Here is a 20,592-nt window from a genome sequence, read left to right on the forward strand (position 1 = left end):
AGCCATGATAAAAAGGCCGTTTTTAAAAAAAATTTGAAGGTTTTTGGCAGTTTTATTTTTGCGGTGATATATTATATAGATAAGCTTGCACAAGCATATTCTCTTGTTAGGTTAATGAGTTTTTACCTATACGTAGTTAACATATTGATTTTATGCTCTTTTAAACTGATTTTTCGTGAAAAGCAAAAACGTTTAGTATGTGGTAATCTGCATTCGTATTAAATTATAAATTGAGATTAAAACAGTGCATTAGCATTAATGGTACATTTTATTTCATTGCTCATCTGTTTCGCATATTTTTCTTTAAAAATCTCATTGGTTGACTTTATTGATTTCTTCTTAAAATAAACTTTCGCCCTTATCCTCATTTAAGACAAGGATAAAAGTATTTTACTCAATGGATTTGTTGATTATTAGTTCAATGTCATATTGAATCCCGCACCTATACCCCAGTGATCTCCAGAATTGGTAACAGATATATTAGACAGAACAGATCCACTTTCAGATGTATAACCAGCACCAAAGGCAAATGCAGATTTATTACGCCATAAGCCGGTACCAAATCCAACACTTAATTTTCCAGGTGCTTCATTATAGCGTAAGTTCGCCACTGCTATACCAATAGCCGCTGCTTGTCTTGCTTCTTTTCGCACACCCTCACTGCTTTAATTTAAAGCATCAAACTTCATATCCGTATAAGATTTCGCTTCATTAATAACATCGCCCATTTGGTGATTGATAATGTCATTGAAACGCTCATCCGTATATTTTTTTGCCTTATCAAGGACTACATCTATCTTCTGGTTTATCTCCCAAAGTTGGCTACCATTCACAGCTTCTTTTAAATCTTTGGATAAATCACCTGCCGCTACATTATCTAACACTACCGGATCACTTTCACTCACACCAGCTAATGTAACTCTATTTATCTTATCACCCTTTTCATTTTTATCATACTTAACCGCGTCATTCGTAACCGTATTTTCAATATTTTCTACCTTTTGATTAATATCTTCTACACTTTTTTCAACTTTGGTAACCCTATTATCTGTATTCCAAAGTTGACTACCATTAACAATGTCTGTTGAATTTCCAGATACGTCACCTTTTTCTACACGGGTAATCTTACTGTCCTGATCATTATGACTAGCGTCATAGGCTTTTTTTGTCTCGTTTCAATTTAAACCACTCGATGAAACACTCTAGCTAACATTATTAATACGCTCGTTGATATTTTTCATGCTTTCATTAACACCTTCAAACGCATCTAAAACATTATCATAGCCAGTTTTGTCATTACCATTTTCATTATTCTTGAATTGTGAAACATAGAATACGGGAGCTTTCCATTATTCACCATTCTTATCATAACCAGCACCATCACTTAAATATGCAGCAAGATTATTACCCATCGAGTAAAGCTGAGAACCATTAATCGCATCCGTTGATTCAGCGGTAATATCTCCATTTAAAAGGTATTTAAGCTTGCTCTTTGTCTTTTCTTCGCCATGCTAAGCAACAAAGGCATCATCACTCTCATTCCACAATAAAGCATCGCCTTTAACCTGTTGCGTAACATCACCAACTGCTTCTACTAATTTCTCTTCTATTTTCTTAATGTTTGTATCAAGCTGACCTTTGTTAACAGCTTCATTATTATTTACTGCTTCCTTCACACCAGAAAGTATACGATTCTCACTATTATTGTTGGCAATATTGATTTCACCGCCTTCTGCTTTAGCACCAATCGTGAGACGATTTGTTTCCTTATCCTGCTGAATAAAACTCTCATCCTCTACTTTAAGCGTAAAGGGACTAAAGAGGGACGTTTTATTGTCAACACTATAATTTTTTATGCCTTCAGAATCCATAGACACCTTCAATATTCAATATTGCTTAACTGTTATTGGAAACTGGCTTTTACTTGTTTGCAGAGGATAAAAGTATATTTATATACTCTCTCTTTCTACAATTACACCGGCCCTGGTAAGACAATATTCGACACAATATAGGAACGGCTACATTTATAAAAAAATACCGTATGAGAAACAAATAAGAACAAAAATTTAAATTGTTGTTGGCTCATTTGGCATATCATTTTCATCACCGCTCTTCGTGAAACTAAAATATCTGTAAAGATTATTTTTCCTATAAGAAAATTGCTAGTAAATTTACAAGTTTTGTAGAGAGCAAAGAAGGTCCCATTTCTTACCTATAAAGTGCTTTAAAATCTTTTAGCTGTAAAATTTAAACGTAGAAAATAATGAACCTGCAATTCGTGCAAAAAATTGCATTTTTTAAGTTCAATCGCCTGAGTAAGAATACAAATTTTTTCTGTTTTCTAGACCCGTCTTTAGCAATTGATATATGCGTCTTTTTTTACAAATGTTAAAAACAATTCACCCCTGTTTCATAAGACAAGGGTGAATGAGATTTTTACTCAAACGTTTTGTTGTTTTGTTGATGATTAGTTCAAAGTCATATTGAATCCCGCACCTACACCCCAATGACCGCCAGAAGTAGTGACAGATACATTCGACCGAATATCTCCCTTCTCTGATGTATAACCAGCACCGAAGGCAAACGCAGATTGACTACGCCATAAACCTGTACCAAATCCAACACTTAATTTTCCAGGTGTATCATTGTAGCGTAAGTTAGACACTGCTAAACCAATAGCTGCAGCTTGTCTTGCTTCCTTTCGCACACTCTCAATGCTGTAGTTTAAAACTTCAAACTTCATATCTGTGTATTGTTTGGACTTATCAACAGCATCGTCAATCGCATCAATCCTAATATTATTAATCTTTTGATCCGTATACTGCTTGGATTCATCAAGAATAATTTTCATCTGTTCTTGGGTATAGTCGTGGAGTTGACCACCATTTATAGCTTCTTTTGATCCTTTCTCAATTTTACCATCAGCAACATTATCAATCAAAACAGGTTCACTGGTATCCCCCCCCGCTAATGTGATTTTATTGGTCTTGTTGCCGTTTTCATCTCTGTCATAGCGAACAGCATCCTTAGCAATATCGTTAACCTTATTATCAATATTACCAACTTTAACATCAATATTTGTAACTATTTCCCCAATATCAGCAATGGTATTGGAAATGTTATCGACTTTTTTGTCGATGATCTCAACATGATTTTCAACATCCGTAACACGATTTTCAACCTTTGCAACACGCTCATTGGTTTGCCAAAGTTGTCCACCATTAACCGCATCTTTGGAACCTTTTTCAATTTTACCATCGGCTACATTGATAATTTTATTCGGCTTGCCATCGCGCCCAGCATCATAAGCTTTTTTATCCTTACTCCACTTTAAAGCATCTGAATCGACCTTGTTGATGACATCATCAATACGGTTATTAATATTTGACATCCCACTGTTAATACCACCAAAAGCCTCAGCAACTGTATTATAGCTATTTTCAATAGTTTTACCATTTACGTCAACTTGAACAATCTTGAAAGTAGGGGCTGTCCATTTGCCATTTTCATATTTCGCACCACCGCCAAAATAATTCGCAAGTTGGTTGCTTATAGAATAAAGTTGGCTGCCATTGATTGCATCTGTTGAATCTTTAGAAATGTTACCATCCAAAAGATACTTCAATTTGCTCTTGGTCTTTTCTCCGTCTTTTTCATGACGTGCAACAAATGCTTCTTCTTCATCATCCCACAGTAAAGCATCTTTAGAGATACCCTTTATGCTTTTATCAAGTTGGGCTTTGTTAACAGCTTCATCATCTTTTTCTGCTTCCCGCACACCAGAAATCTTACGTGGTGCGTTACCATATCCTGCAATATTGATCTCAGTACCAGCTTTATCCTTACCAATAGTGATAAGTTGCTGTCCTTCGTCCCATTTAACAAGACTATTTTTTTCCAAATCAGAAATTTTATTATCAATCTTATTGATAGAAACATTCACACCATTAAAAGCATCAAAAACATTGTGATATGCCTCCCCTTGAATAAGGAAAGCTGGCTTGATACCGTTCAGTACATCTGTGCTGCCACCAAAATATTTTGATGTATTTTCCGCAATCTTGAAGACCTGTGAACCATTTACTGCTTCTTTTGATGCTTGAGAGAGTTCTGCTTCTTTCACACCAGAAAGTGTACGATCCTCCCCATTCATATTTTCAATACTGATTTTTGTGCCCCCTGTTGCCTTGCCTATCGTGATAAGACCATTCTCTTCCTCTTGTTTAACGAGGCTATTTTCTTTGATATCAGAGATTTGGTTGTGAATATTTGTGAAAGTATTGTTTACGCCTTTAAAAGCATCAGCAACGTTACTGTAGTTTTTCTTAGAAGAAGTTCCATTAGCATCGATTTGATAAACTTGGAAAGTAGGAGCATGCCATTCTCCATTTTTATCATATCCAGCACCACCACCAAAATAATTAGCAATATCATTCATTGCATTTATAAAATGATGATTAACATTCCTGATATTTATATCAAGCCCTGACAAAGCTGAGCCAACATCATTATATTCCTTTTGTTTTACTTTACCATTGGAATCAATAGTCGTTAAATTATATCTTGGTCTTTTAAAAACACCATTTTCAAATGAGGTATTACCACCAAAGTAATTTGCAATGTCACTGCCCATAGAATGAATTTGAGAACCATTTATTGCATCTGTTGACTCTTCAGAAATATCTCCATCCGCAAGGAACTGAATCTTACTGTCTGTTTTTCTTCCATCTATTTTATGAAGCGCAACAAATGCTTGTTTAACTTCACTCCACAATAAAGCATCTTGAGAGAATTTATCAAATTTATCATCAAATTTCTTGTCTACATATTTTATATGATTATTCACATTCTTGACATTCACATCCAGCTCTGTCAGCGCGGAACCAACATCTTTATACTCTTTCCGAACCACATCACCATTGGCAGAAACATTAGATAAAACATATGTCGGCCCAGAAAAAGCACCATTTTCAAATGCTGCATCTCCACCAAAGAACTTTGCAACATTTCCAGATATTTTATTAATTTGGCTACCGTTTATTGTATCCTTTGAATCGCTCTTAATGAGGCCATCGGCAACATTTGTAATTGATACAGATGCATTTTTATCGCTACCTTTCAAAGTAATCTTGTTTGTTTTTTGTCCGTTTTCATCTCTGTCATAGCGAACAGCATCCTCAGAAAGATTGACAATTTCCTTACTAATATCGGTAACCGTACCTGATATAGTAGTAACTTTCGTGTTAATATGAGAAACCTCCTGATTCGTACCCCAAAGCTGTGAGCCATTCACAGCTTCAGTTGAACCTCTATATAATTTTCCATCTTTCACACCAGAAATTGTCCGAGAATCACCAGATTCATTTGCAATATCAATTTTCGTACCGCCTTTTTCCTTACCAATGGTAATAAGTTTCTTATTCTCAGCCCATTTAACAAGGCTATTACCTGCTATCTGGTCCCTTATTTTATGCAACTGTGAAACATTAACTGCATCAGTGTCATCAGTCCCCTCTAACACATTTGTAATCTTTTTATCACCAGCCTCAATACCATCTATAGTTATTTTTGCTCCATTCTGAAATATAAAACCATCATCGCTCATAGAGCTTCTACCTGTGGTAACGCTCGTCAAATTAAGATTATCATTTAAAATAAATTCAATTTTATGCTTATTGCCCTCATTACTTTTCTCAATCTTTAGGTTATCTTTTCTCTCTTCTTTTTCACTTTTCACTGAAAAATCTATTGTATTGCCTGGATTTACGTCTCTAACATCTTTATCATTATCATTAACAGAAAGTTCCCAAGTTCCTGATGCCGCAGCGCTTATAGCTTTTAACTGCGCCACATTCACGGCATCTGTATCTTCAGTACCAGCAGCCACACCGGTAATTTGTCGTGTTAACATACCATTATCATCACCACCAACTTCACCAACGCTAAAAGCCCCTGCAGTACTTACCCATACCATATTGTTTTTTTCGGTCGCTTGACCTGTTGCAGGATCATAACCCTTAGCGCCCTTGTCTGTACGAGAGACAGAGCCACCACCGATAGCCACACCATCTTTCACAATTACCTGTGCATTTGAACCAATCGCAACAGAATACTCCATCGCTACATGAGCAAAAGAGCCTATAGCAATTGCATCTTTAGCAGACGCTGTTACATATCTCTCTTGTCCATCTTTTTCTACAGGTTCACTTCCACCTATTGCAATAGCGCCACTCGCTAACGCCTCAGCCCGCGTACCTATAGCAACCGCATATTGACCACTTGCTTTTGTTCTGACACCTAAAGCTATGCTTTCTTTACCAGAAGCAGTTGCAAGACCACCAAATGCAACAGCAGATTCGCTCGATGCTTCTGATCCTATACCTATAGCAACTGTTGCTTTACCACTTGCAAGTGCAGCAACACCAAAAGCTTGTGATCCACCAGTTTTCGCAGTTGCGCCAGCACCAAATGCTGTTGAATAATTTCCCGTTGCTGCTGCTCCACAACCGGTTACAAAAGAATAAACACCATAAGCCTCAGGCATAGCATTCGCAATACCACCAGTAGTCATATTTCCCATATAACTAGCATTGTCGCTCAGAAGCCCCTCACCCTGCCAAGTAACCTTTTGAGTGGTTGTTCCATAAGGGGTACGATTTTTATTGTCTACTTGGTTATAGATGAAATTTTTGTACTGTTTCTCTGCAGTTATTTTTTGATTATCAGGAATTCCCTGCTGTTGTATCCCCCCACGACCAATAACATTATTCACACCGCAGTAATCATCATCACCAGCAAAAACAATACTGCCATGACTACCACGCGAATATGGAACATCAATACCACTAGAATTAAAAAAAGCTCCTCCTGTTATGCCAGTACCCGCAGCGAAAACAGGGGAAACACTCGACAAGAGTGTTGCCATTGCCGCGCTAAGCGAGACAGCTTTAATTAAATTTGGTGTGGAATATTTTTTTTTCATAAGAACCTCCTCCAACAGAGCTCAACATCATTACAACGCGCGAAAACACTCATGGCAAAACCCTTGTTTGCGCACCTCAAATAAATCAATATAAACCCCCCCTCTGATACCGATATTCACCCAGCATCAGCCTAAAATCTTTGCAATAACATCGAATCTAGAAAAGTCCCCAACCCTTTTAGCTAGAGGGATTCAAGCTAAAAAATAAATAAAAACACAAGACTTTGAAATATACCGTTATCTCCATTCAAAAACACTGCGTTTTATCTCTTAACAAAAACAGTTTTTTCACTAAAGAGCAATTCTACCTTTCAAATAAAGCACAACAGATGAATGGCAAGAGTGTAAAAAATAATTTTTTATAAATTTGCAAAAATACTTCTTATGAAAGACAAAAAGCGTTGTTTTATAACAGTTGTACTTATCTGTATGAAAATTATAACTTTTAGACTTATTTTATAATCTAATAGATTATGCCCCCTATGAAACTTCGTTCTTTGTTATGGGATAACCTAATTCTAGAGGATTATTATTTTCATAAGAAATATAGAATATTGAAAATATGCATAACTTATTGTTTTTATAGATGTTTTTATCACTCAATGCGTTTTTCTTCAAACTGATTTTATAGCAGAAGAGAATTTTATTTTAGAAGGCTATAATTCATATGCCTTGGGGCATTTTATGTGCCTTTTCAGCTTCAATTTTGCGCTTTAAATGCAATTTTAAAAGTGGCAAAGTGGCTTCGACTTCTTCCATATCATTGAGGTTTTCAATAAGCTCTTGCAATTTTCCGTAAAGCTCTGCTGCTAATTCCGCAACATCTTCAGGAGAAAGTGTTATGTTTGAATCATGATATGTTGTGTAAGCTAAATATCCAAGCTTTTTCATTAGTCCAGCAGGAATCGTTTGTGCTTTTAAACCAGCCGCTTTCGCCTTTGCCATATCTGAAAACATCTCGCCATTACCTGTTACAAGCCAATCCAATGAAACACCGCAAATTTCTTGATATTTGGATAGCGCAGAGGCTGTAGGTTCACTGATACCCGTTTCATAAGTTCCTATAGAGCCAGCAGTAATACCAAGATGTTCAGCAAACTGCTTACGCTCTGTGAAACCAAGAGCGTGACGCACTTCACGAAAACGTTTTGCCAACTCAGTTTTAGGTTTTGCTTCCGGACGAGCCAAAAAATTACTCCAAAATCAATATAATTGTTGACTAAATAATTATATTGATTCACATCTATCGTTACTGCTCTTAGAAAAAAGCAGTTATCACATACATAACCCCACAAAAATGGATGTTACAGCATCCATTTCAGCAGGAGCGAAAATTATGACAATTACACAAAAAATGCGACCGCCATAGTATTTTGCCAAGCCCTCATGCTCATCCTCCTAGGCAAAACGTGTGAAAGTTTACCAAATATCGACCTTCACTGTCAAAAAAATTTGAGCATCCTCTCATGAAAAAACAATACCTGCCATGGCCAATTGCATGCCCGTTGAGCAAAGTTCTTATCAACGGCTCTCTCAAAAAGCGCAATCATATGTCTCACAGCAGTAAAAACCCATGTGGTTCTCTTCATTGCGTACTGTGCAATATATCACTGAAATCTTATTACAAAAACATGCAAATGCACTTCTCATAGCTTTTTATAAGACAAAAGGTTTATTAATGTCTAAAACTCAATATAAAAAAGGCAAAATAATTTCACTTCTGCAAAAAATGAGATTATTACACATTCTTAAAAAGCTGAACGTTTACAAACCATGCCTGCCTATTGTAGATATTAATGGCATTGATTTAGCTATGATTTAGCAATAAAAAGGGTATTTTGTGTATTGCCAAAATATTCTTTTTATGCGCAAATTAAAAGCCTTTTTGCAATGTATTTTAAATGCTATAAGTTCTATAATAAACGCATTGCCATCCATATTTACAATTAGGCACTTCAAAGTCTTGGAGTGACAAAGTTTTTAATAGACATTGATTTAGAAGTGCGTATTTTGCATAAAATTGACAAAACCATGAGGCTCGTATATATGGAAACTCTGAGTGATGATAGTGGAGTGATCCTTAAACAAATCAAAACTGTACAAAAAACCGTAACGTGGAGGAATTTAGCATGACCTCTTTATACGGTAAGGAGTTATCCGATACACTGGTTGGTCTTTATGATGACTATCAACGTGGTTTTGACATTGGAGAAGAGCTTAAATTGTGTGTAGATTTAGCTTTATCTCTTGAATTGGAACTTAGTATTCTCCGTTTAAGTGAAACAGATACGCTTTTAAAAAAAGAGATTGTGCAAACCTTGAATCGTCGCAGAAGTGCTCATTCCAATGAAGATGAAATTGATGCAATTTTTCGTATGGATTTTGAAAAACAAAAATAATGTAATATTCTTCCCATATGATAGAGCATTTTGACCCCAAAAAAATTTTAAGAAGCTTTAAACTGTTGCGCCCTTGCCTCTTTACAAGAGTCCAGTGAATTAAAAAAACGCATAACCCCTTGTTGGTCATCATCAAAAAATAAAGAGTATTTATAACAATATAAAGAGCTATACTTTCTTCATTAAAAGCAGCCATACTTTCGCATTTGCTCATCCTCCCCCTTTAAAAGCAAAATATGAAATATGCCGCCTCGTAAATGTTTATAAAATAGCATATAGCTTTACTGCACTTCAATGTAATTTATCACTTTTCATGTTTATAAAAAAACAGCACGATGAATATTCCCACAAGCGCAACAATGCTTTGAAAAAAATATATCGATTGTGGTGATATGCTACTGCTATCACTTGCCATAATGAGATAGACTCCGAGGATAAAACATTAAAACTTGCCTGCAATCTTCCTTGATATTCAGGATCACAAGAGAGTTGCGATAAGGAAATTGAAAGAGCCCAACTCGAAAGTCCAAATCCAATCATAAAGTAAACAGGAAAAACAACAAAAGTGTGTGTATTAACAGACAAAATAGCAAGTCCAATAGCCATAACAGCTAATAAAAATGCCAAGGTTTTCCTTATGGATAAAATTTTGCAAAGAAGTGGCGAAAAAACGCACCTGTCAATACGCCCATAGAATAAAGCACCTCAAATACTGCAAAGATCCTGCTATCTGCGTTTAAGACCTCTTGTGTATAAGGAACCAGAATAACAGGGATGGTCATTAAAAGCGTCATAATAATCATCTGGCTTATATAAGGCATAAAAAGAACCGGATTCTGCTTAAAATAATGAAGGGATGCTGTATAATTTTCCCACCAGTTTTGCTTACTTTGACTTTTCAATCTTTGGGATTTAGGTACTTTCATTGCAAAGTTAAACAAACCAGCAATAATAAAAAATATACCACCTATTAGAAGAGTTCCTTTTGTTCCTACCCAGGAAAGTATAAATCCACTAACCCCCATACCGATGATCATTCCAAGTTCATAGACCATATCAATGGTTGCATTTGCATTGATAAGCTGTTTTTGGGGAACAATACTTTGGATTAAAGGAACAACTGATGGCATATAAAAAGAAATAAAAATACCCAACAAAGCAGATAAGATCATCAAATCAATTGCTATGCCAAACTGCCAAAGCATTACCCAACCCACAATTATAAAACCTCGCGCTAAGTTTGAAATGATAATCTGTGCTTTACGATTATATTTATCCGCCAATAGGCCAAAAATAATGCTCGGCATCCAGAGAAAAAGCATCATCAACGCTACACCACGAATTGAATTCGTCTGATGGTAGGCAAGCCATGATAATGCAATATAATTGAGCCCATTTCCAAATGTCGCAAACAAACCACTCAAGGTAAAATAGAGGAAAGTTCTATTCTCGAATAGAAGCGCGTTCTTTCAAATTTACGATGAACATAAATCATCCCCTCATACACACGTCATTCACGATGCTGTATAATCACGTTTGAAAACATATATTTAGCTCTTATTGTGATTCATTAAATTTAAGAAAAAACTCTAGGTATCATGTAGGGTAATTTTAAAATATTGAAGATTCATAAATATTTCTATTCTCATTAAGAGTTACATTTGCGCCATAGACAATAGTAGCACTGAAATGTGTTGTTTTAACTTGTAACAGTTACAAAGCGAATAGATGATCTCATTTTTACGATAGAGTATTTGGGATTGATCGTTTCCGCAAGCAGGTTATAAATTTGATACTCATAAAGGACATTCAAGGGGTAATCGCACCAGAAGAGAGACAGATTTTTAGAGGAATATATGGAATCTCAGCGTGATTTGTGCAAAGATAATTGGCTTTAAAAATGCTTCATTTGAGGCAGAAGAAAAAGTAAATATCAACCCTATAGAACGGGACAAAGAGCAACCCGCAAAACTCCTTGGAAATTTATACTTGACATAATTGGACAAAGGAGAGCTTCTTTATGCACAGTGCAATTCGTGAGGGGGACCACACCACATGCTACAGACCATTCAACTGCAAAGTGAAAAATTTGATGGATTGGCTGGTGATTATGATCGCTATCGTCCACGCTATCCTCTCAGCTTATTTAAAATCATGCTGCTTCCTTTTAAAGATAAAAAACATTTGTCCATTGTGGATGTGGGAGCTGGAACAGGCATCGCATTAGAGGGAATTGTCAAACTTCTAGGCAATGAACATCAATATCATGCGATCGATGTTTCAGTAGATATGATTAAGCAGGGGAAAAGAAAATTTCCTTTTGTACAGTGGTATCACGGTAAAGCCGAAAGCCTCTTGCCCCAAATCGGCAAGGTTGATCTTGTTGTTGCGGCACAAGCGTTTCAGTGGATGGATCGCCCCCTATTGCTTAGCACTGTCTCAAATCAACTTCGCACTGGAGGTGTCATGGCGGTTATTCAAAATAATCGCGATTTTCAAAATAGTCAATTTCTAGCTGCTTATGAAACATTATTAGAGGAGATGAGCCCTCACTATTCCCGTTATTATCGTAATTTTGATTTTTTACAAGAAATGCGTGATGGCCTTGGAAGCAATCCAGAAAAGGTTGCTTTACATACACACAATTGGACGATGACAATCCCATCTGAAGCTTTTATGGGTATGAGCCGCTCTTCAACGCAAGCGCAACGCGCCATTGCTAAACACGGAGAAGAATATTTGCAGCAATTGGTTACACTGACAAAACAATACGAAGTACAAGGTAATTTGGAACTTTTGTATCGAAGTGAACTCTACATCTATACGAAATAATCTTACATCTATGGTTCTCCTCATTACCTTTCAACGCAATTATAAATATCCTAAAGCAATGAAGTCATCCTCCTCCAATTGGCTGTATACAAAACCGCCTAAAGCTGCACTCACGCACCTCAATCTAAAGCCATCATTAATTTCTGTCCGATAATAAAGGTTGTTGCCATCTTAAAATCCAAACTTATCGCGGCCATAGTCAGTAGCAAAACCCAAACCTTGAATTAAACGGGAACAGTCTTGAAAAAAATATAACTCTCAAACGTAGCTGCGCTGATCAACTGGCAAAGTAACCTTTTATCGGCAAGGTTTCTACAAGAAACACAGCAAAAATACCCGCCTTCTCCGCTAATCAAATTTCCGAAAATGAACTATCATTACAGTAAATGTTAGCGTTCAACTTTATTATCATGCCCCTATCGAAACAACTTGACCTGTACAATAATAGATGTACTAACTGCTATAAACGTGTGTACCGATTATAATATTGCGTGTTTTTAAGAGACGCCAACATGGGGGTAGTGTGCGCAAACAATTGATGTTTCGGTTTTATGGGCTTGTTGTTCTGCTCTATTTTTCTGATATGGTGCTCTTCTTAAGTAACCTTTGAAATGCTTATCGCATAACATCCTCATCGATTTTTCTAGGCATAACTATGGCTTTGGGAACTCTTACACCCTATCTTTTGAAAAAAAGTGGTCTTGTACACATTAAAGCCTCGCTGCGATTGAGAGATTTATACAAAAGGCGGATTGTCATCTATAGCCTTCTTTTGTTGATCGCTCTATTTCATTATGTCGACTCCCCTTTGGGTTTTATTGCTGTTTCTATCTCTATTGGTTACCTCTCGTTGATCACCTTAAGTACGCTGGAAACTTATAATACTAAACTCGCGCTTAGTGGTTATATTAGCGCCCAAAAAGCTTCTCGCATTATGCAAACAGTGGTGCAGATTGGTGCCTTTTTGGGAGCAGCATTGAGTGGTTATCTCTTAGAAGCCACCAGCCCACGAGGAGCAGTAGCTGAAATCGGCTATAATGGTTTGATTGCAGCTATTTGTGTGTTTGACATTATCATAAGCCTTGTTGCTGGATATATCATCTTTCGCGATGAATATAGTACCGAGAGCACTACAAATGGCTTGCCACCTGCCACCGATAAAGAATCAATGCTTATACCGCAAGCAGATAGGCTTTCCCTAGAACTTAAATTTTTATGCATCTGCATAGGCCTCATTGGCTTTCACATTTGCGCCTATAATACACTAGCAACCATTCTTTTTCAGAGTGTGAAAGATTTTAGTTCTGAATATTATGGACTGTGCAGTGCGGTTGCGGGTGTGGGCGCTTTTTTGGCTGCTTTTATCAAAATCCCGCGCTTTGAATTTATCTTCCCAGCCCTTATGTGGGGTTTAGCTGATCTTATTTTTAGCACCACACAATCACCTTATTTGGCTGTGACCTTTTGCTTTTTTATTGGCTTTTCGATGAATACCATGCGGATTAACGCCCGCAAACATATGATTGAAGCAACAAAAACAGAAACTCAAGCAGAGCTGTTGGGAAGCTATAGTGGCATGCTTTATACGCTCTCCCAATCGGCGGGTTATGTTATTCTTGGTTTTCTTACAAGCTCTGCTCTTATGGGGCCCCAAGCAGCCATTTATCTTCTCCCCCTTATCGGGTTGATAATCTTTATCTATGTTCTTTTTCTTTCATCACAGCGGGGCAAAGCATGAGCAAAACCATTCTTATTGTCAATCCTTTCTCCACGGGTGCTCTCTATGCCCCTGCCTTTGCAAAAATTGGGCTATACCTGTTACGGTGTTATCTCTCAAGCAATTCCTTTTTCACACTTCATGCTTTCTTATCAGGGTGAAGGCATGGCAGAAGCAAAACTTCATAGTATCGATGAGATAAAACAGCGCTTTCCTATCGGCGCGATAGAAGCTGTTATAGCAGGTGCCGAAGGAGGTATTTATTGCGCAGAGCAATTGGCTGCTTACTACGGTTGTCCTGGAAATAACCCCTTGACTACCGATTGGCGACGGAAAAAAGCAGCAATGCAAAAGCACCTTTGTGAAAATGGTTTATCTTATATAAAGTCAAAGATTCTTACAAAAGATGATTGTGCTCTCAATGATTTTGAAAGCCCCAGCGGCTATGTGATAAAGCCAAACGATTCTGCTGGGAGTAATGGTGTTTTGTTTTTCTCTAGCCGTGAGGAAGTGGCAGCGTGGATTTCTGAAATTGACTGGACACAGAAAAATATTTTTAGTGTAGCTAACAAGGCTTATTTGCTTCAAGAAAGATTGGAGGGAGAGGAATATATCGTAGATGCCATTGTGAAGGGAGAAGCTATAAAGATATGCGCTTTATCACGATATAAAAAGAGTATCCATAATGGAAGTGCTTTTGTTTATGAATCGCTTGATGTGCTTGATGCTCAAGATCCCCTTTATGCCGCTCTGATCTCTTATGCAAAACAGTGCATTCGCGTAGTGGGGATTGAATTATGGACCTGTGCATATGGAAATCATGCAAGCCGCCCGCAGTCCAGCGATGATCGAAGTAGGAGCCCACCTCCACGGAGGAATTGCGCCCACTTTGTTTGTACATTGCTATGAAGACGATTTACTTGACAGCTCCGTTAACCTTATTGCAGAAAAGTTTTCGCCAACACCAAGCCGTTTTAAGAAAAAAGGGCGTATTATTTTTCTTATCAACAAGATCGATGGTCATATTATAAAAGATGTTAACCTGTGGAAGAAAAAGCTTCATTCTTGGGAAAATGTGGTTCATTTTGTGCTCTTTTTTAAAGAAAATGAGCCTCTGCCCTTAACCATCGATTTAAATACCTGCCCAGCCATTATAGCAATTTGGGGCCGGAGTGATGATGAATTATCAACTCTGGAAAGGATAATTCGTCGCAATCTCTTATAGAAAAAACGTCAATTGAAAATAACAAAAAAGCCCCAAAACGCTGAACTTTAAGCTATGCTTTCAAGCTTATGAAAATCTATTTAAGGGGACAAGATAAATAAAAAAATAAATCAACAAAATCAAAGAGCTTAAAATTCCTTAAACTTTACATAACCCTTTGATTTTACGATAAATGGCGGAGAGAGAGGGATTCGAACCCTCGATATGGTTTCCCATATACACGCGTTCCAGGCGTGCGCCTTCAACCACTCGGCCACCTCTCCAGAAGTCTCGCACTATACCCAGAAAGAAATAACGTGCAAGCCCAAATTATACATTCAAAATTCAAAAAACGATTTTATCCATAAAAATAAAATGTGATACTTATTGATAACAACTCTACCCTCTTTTTTAAAGCAGAAAAATTTTTGAAATCACAAGCATTCCTGCTCGCCTCATTAAAAAATACTCTCTCCAAATTGAAGATGCTACCTATTTTTTTTAAGTAAAGTATTACGCATCATCACTAACCCGTTATCACTCATTGTATTTAACAATTAACAGGAACAATAACTGTACAACTCTCTTTTGCTCTTTAATATTAAAGCATAGGATAGAATAAACTTCTTCTAACAAAAACGATTTATAACATGGTTTTTGAGCGAGACTGCTAAGATTACGCGCTCTTCCCCTTAAAGCTCTCCTATTTACCTTATATCATCCTTAAGAGCGCGTACAGCGCGTGCAGTTTCACATTGTAGAGCTTTTTGTGCTAAAATTTTCATCTCTTCAAAACTATGATTCTGCAAACATGCCTTTACTGGAGAAATATCACAAGATATCATAGAAAGCTCATGAACCCCCAATCCCGTCAAAATCATTGCACCAAAAGGATCCCCAGCGACACCACCGCATACACTAACCCAACATTTATGTTGTGCGGCTCCCTGAATAGTCTGATAAATCATACGCAAAACTGCTGGATCAAGACTATCCGCTTCAGACACAAGATACGGATTTTGCCGATCAACGGCCATTGTATACTGTGTTAAGTCGTTGGTTCCAATTGAGAAAAAATCAACATGAGCACCCAACACATCTGCCATAATAGCTGCTGCTGGAACCTCGATCATAATACCAAGTTTTAATTTTGGTGCATCAATATCATTGCGGATTTCTTCTGCAATCTTTTTTATAGTAACAATCTCTGAAACAGACATCACCATCGGAAACACAATCCATAAATCTCCACCCTCTTTTGCTGCTCGATACAAAGCACGTAATTGAGGAACCAAAAGATCACGCCGACGTAACAAAAGCCGCGTTCCTCGAACACCTAAAAAAGGATTATCTTCTTTAGATAAATGTAAATGCGTAACCTGTTTATCCCCGCCAATATCAAGCGCCCGAATAATTAATGGCTTATCTCCTACAGCTGCAATCATCGCCCGATATACATCAAATTGGGCCTCTTCGTTCGGAATATGCGGATTCTCTAAAAATAAAAATTCTGTACGCATGAGTCCAATACCTTCAGCCCCCGAATCAAACGCAACAGGAACCTGATTTGCATAATTGACATTAGCCATGATACGAATTCTTTGACCATCTGTCGTTTGCACTGGTAATCGAAACGCACTTATCTCACTAACACGTTTTTTCTCAACAGTATCAATATGTCTTTGAGCATCTTCAACATCTTCATGCGTAGGATCAAAGTAAATGAACCCGTTATCGCCATCAATAATAGCCTGAATATCAGACTGAACCGCTAAAATATCATCACCTACAGCAACAACCATCGGAATACCAAGCGTACGCGCCAAAATAGCTGTATGAGAAAGTGGACCTCCCCATGCTGTTGCTAATCCTTTTACTTTTGTACAATCAAGTTGTGCGACATCAGAAGGAGAAAGATCATTTGTAACCAGAATAACACCACTTGGAATATCATTTAAAAAGAAGGATCTATAAGATGGATTTATTTCACCTAAAACACGACGACCAACATCAATTAAATTAACAGCACGGGCTGCTAACAAAGGATTATCCACCTTAGAAAACATATCTGAAAACTGCCGAACCGCTCTATCCCAAGACCAAGCAACACCATGACCTTCTGCGATAAAACGACAAGCTTGAGCTATGAGATTCTCATCTTCAAGCAAAACCATTTGCGCAGAAAAAATCGCAGCAGAATCCGCCCCCATACGCACTGTAATATCAGAAATCACAGATGCCATTTTTTGTTTTGTTTTTGTAAGAGCACTTTCAAGACACGCTGCACCAACCGCAAAATCAATTGGCTGGTCTATTATGGAAATATCATTTTGCCTTAAAACAAAAATCTTACCAAACGCTAACCCTGAACTTGCTCCAACACCAGAAATGCCTTTTTGCATGGAACGTGGATACCAACCATGAAAAGTCTTTGTTTGAGATTCTATTTCTCTTACCACGCATTTTTCACTAATACTCACCTTTTTTACAATAGCAATGGCATCATTGAGAAGTTTTGCTCCTTCTACAGCATCTGTAGAAAAAATCAGAACATCACCATTTTTTGCACCTAATTGTAATAACCCAACCAAATTTTTCATTTCAACGGCATATTGACCATGGCGAACTCTAATAGAATTTTGAATTTTTTTTGCAAAATCAACCCAAAGAGAAGCTGGTCGTGCATGAAGACCACTTGGATAATCTAAAGTCCATTCCTGACAGACCGAAAGATCACCAATAAAAGTTTCTTCTTGCTTTATATCTTGATCAAACAGAGTTGTAACAATTTTCTGTTTGTCCGTAGTTGTCGCAAGTACTTCAAGCTGTTTTTTATCAAATAAAAGAGACGTCAATTTTTTACAAATTTCTCTATAGCGATCTGGATACGCTGCAATGGCAATAACCAAATGTGCTTTCTTTCCATCCTGCCATTCAACACCAGCAGGAACCTGTATAACAGCAATGGCATCCTTGATAATTAAATCACAATTTTCAACCAATCCATGAGGAATGGCTATACCATTTCCAAGCCAAGTATTCGTTATTTCTTCACGTGCAAGCATGCTTGCCAGATAACATTCGTCAACTGCGCCAACCTGCACAAGTAATTCAGCAGCAGCATAAATCGCATCATTTTTATGATTAAAAGCAGCTGCAAGTTGTACAGATTTGATAGACAAGATTTCACTCTCGGCAAAATCTACATTCATTGCTTCTGCTTTCTCAAATCCCATCATGAATTCAAACTGCCTCACACTTGAATACAAATATCCCTAATAAATTTCATTTCAAAGCCTCATTTTCAAAAATACAAGAGGTACACATCATCACAACTTTTTGTTTTACGCAATTCAATAGAGCTAGGTGAGGTGCTTAAACACCTCAATATAACCGATAAAACAATTGGATACTATAATCCCGCGGGTTGCTTAAACCATCATAAGCAAATCTGACTCTTAACTCTTACTTTACAAAGACAAAACCTCAATTTTTACAGCCCCAATCACCTGAAAAACTATGTTTTAAAAACGCTCCCTTTATCCCAAGTTATTCAACATAACTTACCATTATTCTCCCTATAAGAAAGCATCCTTTTCAATCATCTGTAACTCAGCTAACAGTCTAACTCTTCCTCCAAGCTGATTTAATTTACTGTGTCCCTCTTATCAATTTATTACACCATTAAAAATGACTCTATGCAACTTATTATCTTTAAAATTCTATGCAACTCGCCCTACGATACTCATCCACCAATTATATAACAGTAATATGTTTTAAGCGAACCCTTTGCTTCAATCCATATCGCAAACACATAATGCTCTCTGTTGCACATTTGCAAAATACGCAACGCCCCCAAACACCATCATCAGTCACGAGGCCCTTCTTTATATATAAAAAGGAAGTAAATTTTTCTCATTATTTATCATACACAAATTTACCAATAAATTCCATCATAACATCAATATCTTCAATGCAAACACAACACAGCAAAAATTCTCCCTCTTATTGAGAAAACTCATTTCCTCAATTTTACCTTTTTTGTTTTCCATATATTTTCTAGATTTATCATATTAGCAATAAAATAAGGGAAAGATAACATTTATCTTTCCCTTTTAGTGTTTATTAATACTTTAAAACTACAACTGCAATTCAATGACACCCCAGTTGATTGCTAGAGAAATGCTACAGATTATTCTGCTGCCTCCACCATAGGGATAACTGAAACATAGGAACGGTTACCTGCTTTCCGTTGAAAAGAAACTTTTCCTTTTGATAAAGCAAAAAGCGTATGATCTCTTCCCATGCCGACATTGTCGCCGGGATGCCAACGTGTACCACGCTGACGGATAATAATATTCCCAGCAATAACGGTTTCACCACCAAATTTTTTAACGCCTAGACGTTTCGATTCTGAATCGCGACCATTACGCGAGGAACCACCAGCTTTTTTATGTGCCATAGACGCTCTCCTTTAATCTTTCTTACTTTTTGATGCTATAGCCGCTTTCTTCTGCGATGCAGCCTTTTTTTCAACCGTTTTCTCAGCCTTCTTCTCAACAGCGGCATTTTTTGTTTCTTTTACTGCCGTTGCTTCCTCTTTTACGGGTTTTGCAGCTGCTTTTTTAGGCTTTGAACCACCCATTAAAATTTCTAAAACACGCAGTGTTGTGAATTCTTGACGATGACCACGCGTGCGTCTAGAATTCTGACGGCGGCGTTTCTTAAATGCGATAACCTTGCGTCCACGTGCCTGTTCTAAAATCTCAGCTGTCACCAGCGCATCAGCGACAACAGGGGTTCCGATAACTGCATTACCTTCTTGCCCAACCATCAAGACATCGTTGAATTCAACAACATCACCTGCATTTCCAATAACTTTTTCAACTTTTACCACTTGGTTAGCAACAATGCGGTATTGCTTACCACCGGTTTTAATGACTGCGAACATTTTTTATCCTTCCGTTCACTCCAGCTCTTATTTAATTTTTACCTTGAAATAAGGGAAAATAGGCTGCTTTTTATCAGTCGTAATCAACTTTAAAGAAGGATAAAACCTTCCTCAACACAAATATGCGCAGATTCCTCCACGCTGATATTCTACTTATATGAAGGAATTTCTATTCTCTGTCAATAAAGTCCCATAAAAAAGAAAAAAAGGTTGTACCAAAAACAATTGAAGGTTATCTACCCATCATAGGCTATACTTAAATAGTGCGCATTTTTGTTGCACTTCATATGGAGAGGTGGCTGAGTGGTTGAAAGCACCGCACTCGAAATGCGGCATAGGGGTGACTCTATCGAGGGTTCAAATCCCTCTCTCTCCGCCATTGACTTAAAACGAACTTGTCTATGCTCAGTATAGTAGAGCTTAAAGCTCAGCATTTGCAGGATTCTTGTGGTTTGCACTTGGCTCGTTTGCGTCCATCTATGCCTGTCATTATGCATCTCTAGAAAT

General features: G+C 37.3%; 14 protein-coding genes, 2 tRNA genes and 2 pseudogenes. 6 read left to right on the forward strand and 12 right to left on the reverse strand.

What is annotated here, in order from left to right; all coding sequences use genetic code 11:
* Window positions 1-413 precede the first annotated feature (413 nt).
* The 7 genes and pseudogenes from NNJ85_RS03200 to NNJ85_RS03225 all read right to left on the reverse strand — a co-directional run bounded on the left by NNJ85_RS03200 (window position 414) and on the right by NNJ85_RS03225 (window position 8,170).
* Complete coding sequence (locus NNJ85_RS03200) at window positions 414-653, reverse strand: YadA-like family protein (protein WP_254473484.1); 240 nt, start codon at window positions 651-653, stop codon at window positions 414-416.
* Between the two features lie 12 nt (window positions 654-665).
* Window positions 666-905 (reverse strand): hypothetical protein, encoded by a 240-nt coding sequence (locus NNJ85_RS03205; RefSeq protein ID WP_254473485.1) that lies wholly within the window; start codon window positions 903-905, stop codon window positions 666-668.
* Window positions 906-1,031: 126 nt separating this feature from the next.
* Window positions 1,032-1,124: pseudogene (locus NNJ85_RS09650) on the reverse strand (hypothetical protein); the annotation flags it as partial.
* A gap of 225 nt (window positions 1,125-1,349) precedes the next feature.
* Window positions 1,350-1,460, reverse strand: coding sequence for a hypothetical protein (locus NNJ85_RS03210; RefSeq protein ID WP_256480982.1), 111 nt, complete (start codon window positions 1,458-1,460; stop codon window positions 1,350-1,352).
* 51 nt (window positions 1,461-1,511) lie between these two features.
* A complete protein-coding gene (locus tag NNJ85_RS03215; protein WP_254473487.1) occupies window positions 1,512-1,871 on the reverse strand; it encodes a hypothetical protein in 360 nt (119 codons plus the stop codon).
* A gap of 596 nt (window positions 1,872-2,467) precedes the next feature.
* The gene (locus NNJ85_RS03220; RefSeq protein ID WP_254473489.1) at window positions 2,468-6,982 is read right to left on the reverse strand and encodes a Vomp family autotransporter; all 4,515 of its coding nucleotides are present in this window, start codon (window positions 6,980-6,982) and stop codon (window positions 2,468-2,470) included.
* A gap of 663 nt (window positions 6,983-7,645) precedes the next feature.
* Complete coding sequence (locus tag NNJ85_RS03225) at window positions 7,646-8,170, reverse strand: helix-turn-helix domain-containing protein (protein WP_254473491.1); 525 nt, start codon at window positions 8,168-8,170, stop codon at window positions 7,646-7,648.
* 941 nt (window positions 8,171-9,111) lie between these two features.
* On the opposite strand from NNJ85_RS03225, the gene NNJ85_RS03230 reads away from it, so the two are divergent.
* Window positions 9,112-9,381 (forward strand): hypothetical protein, encoded by a 270-nt coding sequence (locus NNJ85_RS03230; RefSeq protein ID WP_254473493.1) that lies wholly within the window; start codon window positions 9,112-9,114, stop codon window positions 9,379-9,381.
* Window positions 9,382-9,685: 304 nt separating this feature from the next.
* On the opposite strand, the pseudogene NNJ85_RS03240 reads toward NNJ85_RS03230, so the two are convergent.
* Window positions 9,686-10,869 (reverse strand): annotated as a pseudogene (locus tag NNJ85_RS03240) (MFS transporter).
* Between the two features lie 567 nt (window positions 10,870-11,436).
* Between NNJ85_RS03240 and NNJ85_RS03245 the strand changes: the two are divergent.
* From NNJ85_RS03245 to NNJ85_RS03260, 4 genes are all read left to right on the forward strand, one after another.
* On the forward strand, window positions 11,437-12,213 hold the full coding sequence (locus NNJ85_RS03245; RefSeq protein WP_254473499.1) for a trans-aconitate 2-methyltransferase: 777 nt from the start codon (window positions 11,437-11,439) through the stop codon (window positions 12,211-12,213).
* Window positions 12,214-12,868: 655 nt separating this feature from the next.
* Window positions 12,869-13,951 carry an MFS transporter gene (locus NNJ85_RS03250; protein WP_254473501.1) on the forward strand — a complete coding sequence of 361 codons (1,083 nt, stop codon included), beginning with the start codon at window positions 12,869-12,871 and terminating at the stop codon, window positions 13,949-13,951.
* Window positions 13,952-13,996: 45 nt separating this feature from the next.
* Window positions 13,997-14,839 (forward strand): ATP-grasp domain-containing protein, encoded by an 843-nt coding sequence (locus NNJ85_RS03255; RefSeq protein WP_254473503.1) that lies wholly within the window; start codon window positions 13,997-13,999, stop codon window positions 14,837-14,839.
* Complete coding sequence (locus tag NNJ85_RS03260) at window positions 14,820-15,155, forward strand: hypothetical protein (RefSeq protein ID WP_254473505.1); 336 nt, start codon at window positions 14,820-14,822, stop codon at window positions 15,153-15,155. Before NNJ85_RS03255 ends, NNJ85_RS03260 begins: the two co-directional genes overlap by 20 nt.
* A 173-nt stretch (window positions 15,156-15,328) precedes the next feature.
* Here NNJ85_RS03260 and NNJ85_RS03265 read toward each other — a convergent pair.
* The 4 genes from NNJ85_RS03265 to rplU form a co-directional block, all read right to left on the reverse strand.
* Window positions 15,329-15,418, reverse strand: a tRNA-Ser gene (locus NNJ85_RS03265).
* A gap of 423 nt (window positions 15,419-15,841) precedes the next feature.
* Entirely contained in the window at window positions 15,842-18,373 is a 2,532-nt protein-coding gene (gene ptsP / locus NNJ85_RS03270) for a phosphoenolpyruvate--protein phosphotransferase (RefSeq protein ID WP_254473507.1), read from the reverse strand.
* A gap of 953 nt (window positions 18,374-19,326) precedes the next feature.
* Window positions 19,327-19,596 carry a 50S ribosomal protein L27 gene (gene rpmA, locus NNJ85_RS03275; protein WP_254473509.1) on the reverse strand — a complete coding sequence of 90 codons (270 nt, stop codon included), beginning with the start codon at window positions 19,594-19,596 and terminating at the stop codon, window positions 19,327-19,329.
* A 12-nt stretch (window positions 19,597-19,608) separates the two neighbouring features.
* Window positions 19,609-20,085 carry a 50S ribosomal protein L21 gene (rplU, locus tag NNJ85_RS03280; RefSeq protein ID WP_254473511.1) on the reverse strand — a complete coding sequence of 159 codons (477 nt, stop codon included), beginning with the start codon at window positions 20,083-20,085 and terminating at the stop codon, window positions 19,609-19,611.
* A gap of 289 nt (window positions 20,086-20,374) precedes the next feature.
* On the opposite strand from rplU, the gene NNJ85_RS03285 reads away from it, so the two are divergent.
* Window positions 20,375-20,464, forward strand: a tRNA-Ser gene (locus tag NNJ85_RS03285).
* Window positions 20,465-20,592: the final 128 nt, after the last annotated feature.

Source organism: Bartonella sp. B1098, assembly GCF_944896145.1.
Lineage (GTDB): Bacteria > Pseudomonadota > Alphaproteobacteria > Rhizobiales > Rhizobiaceae > Bartonella.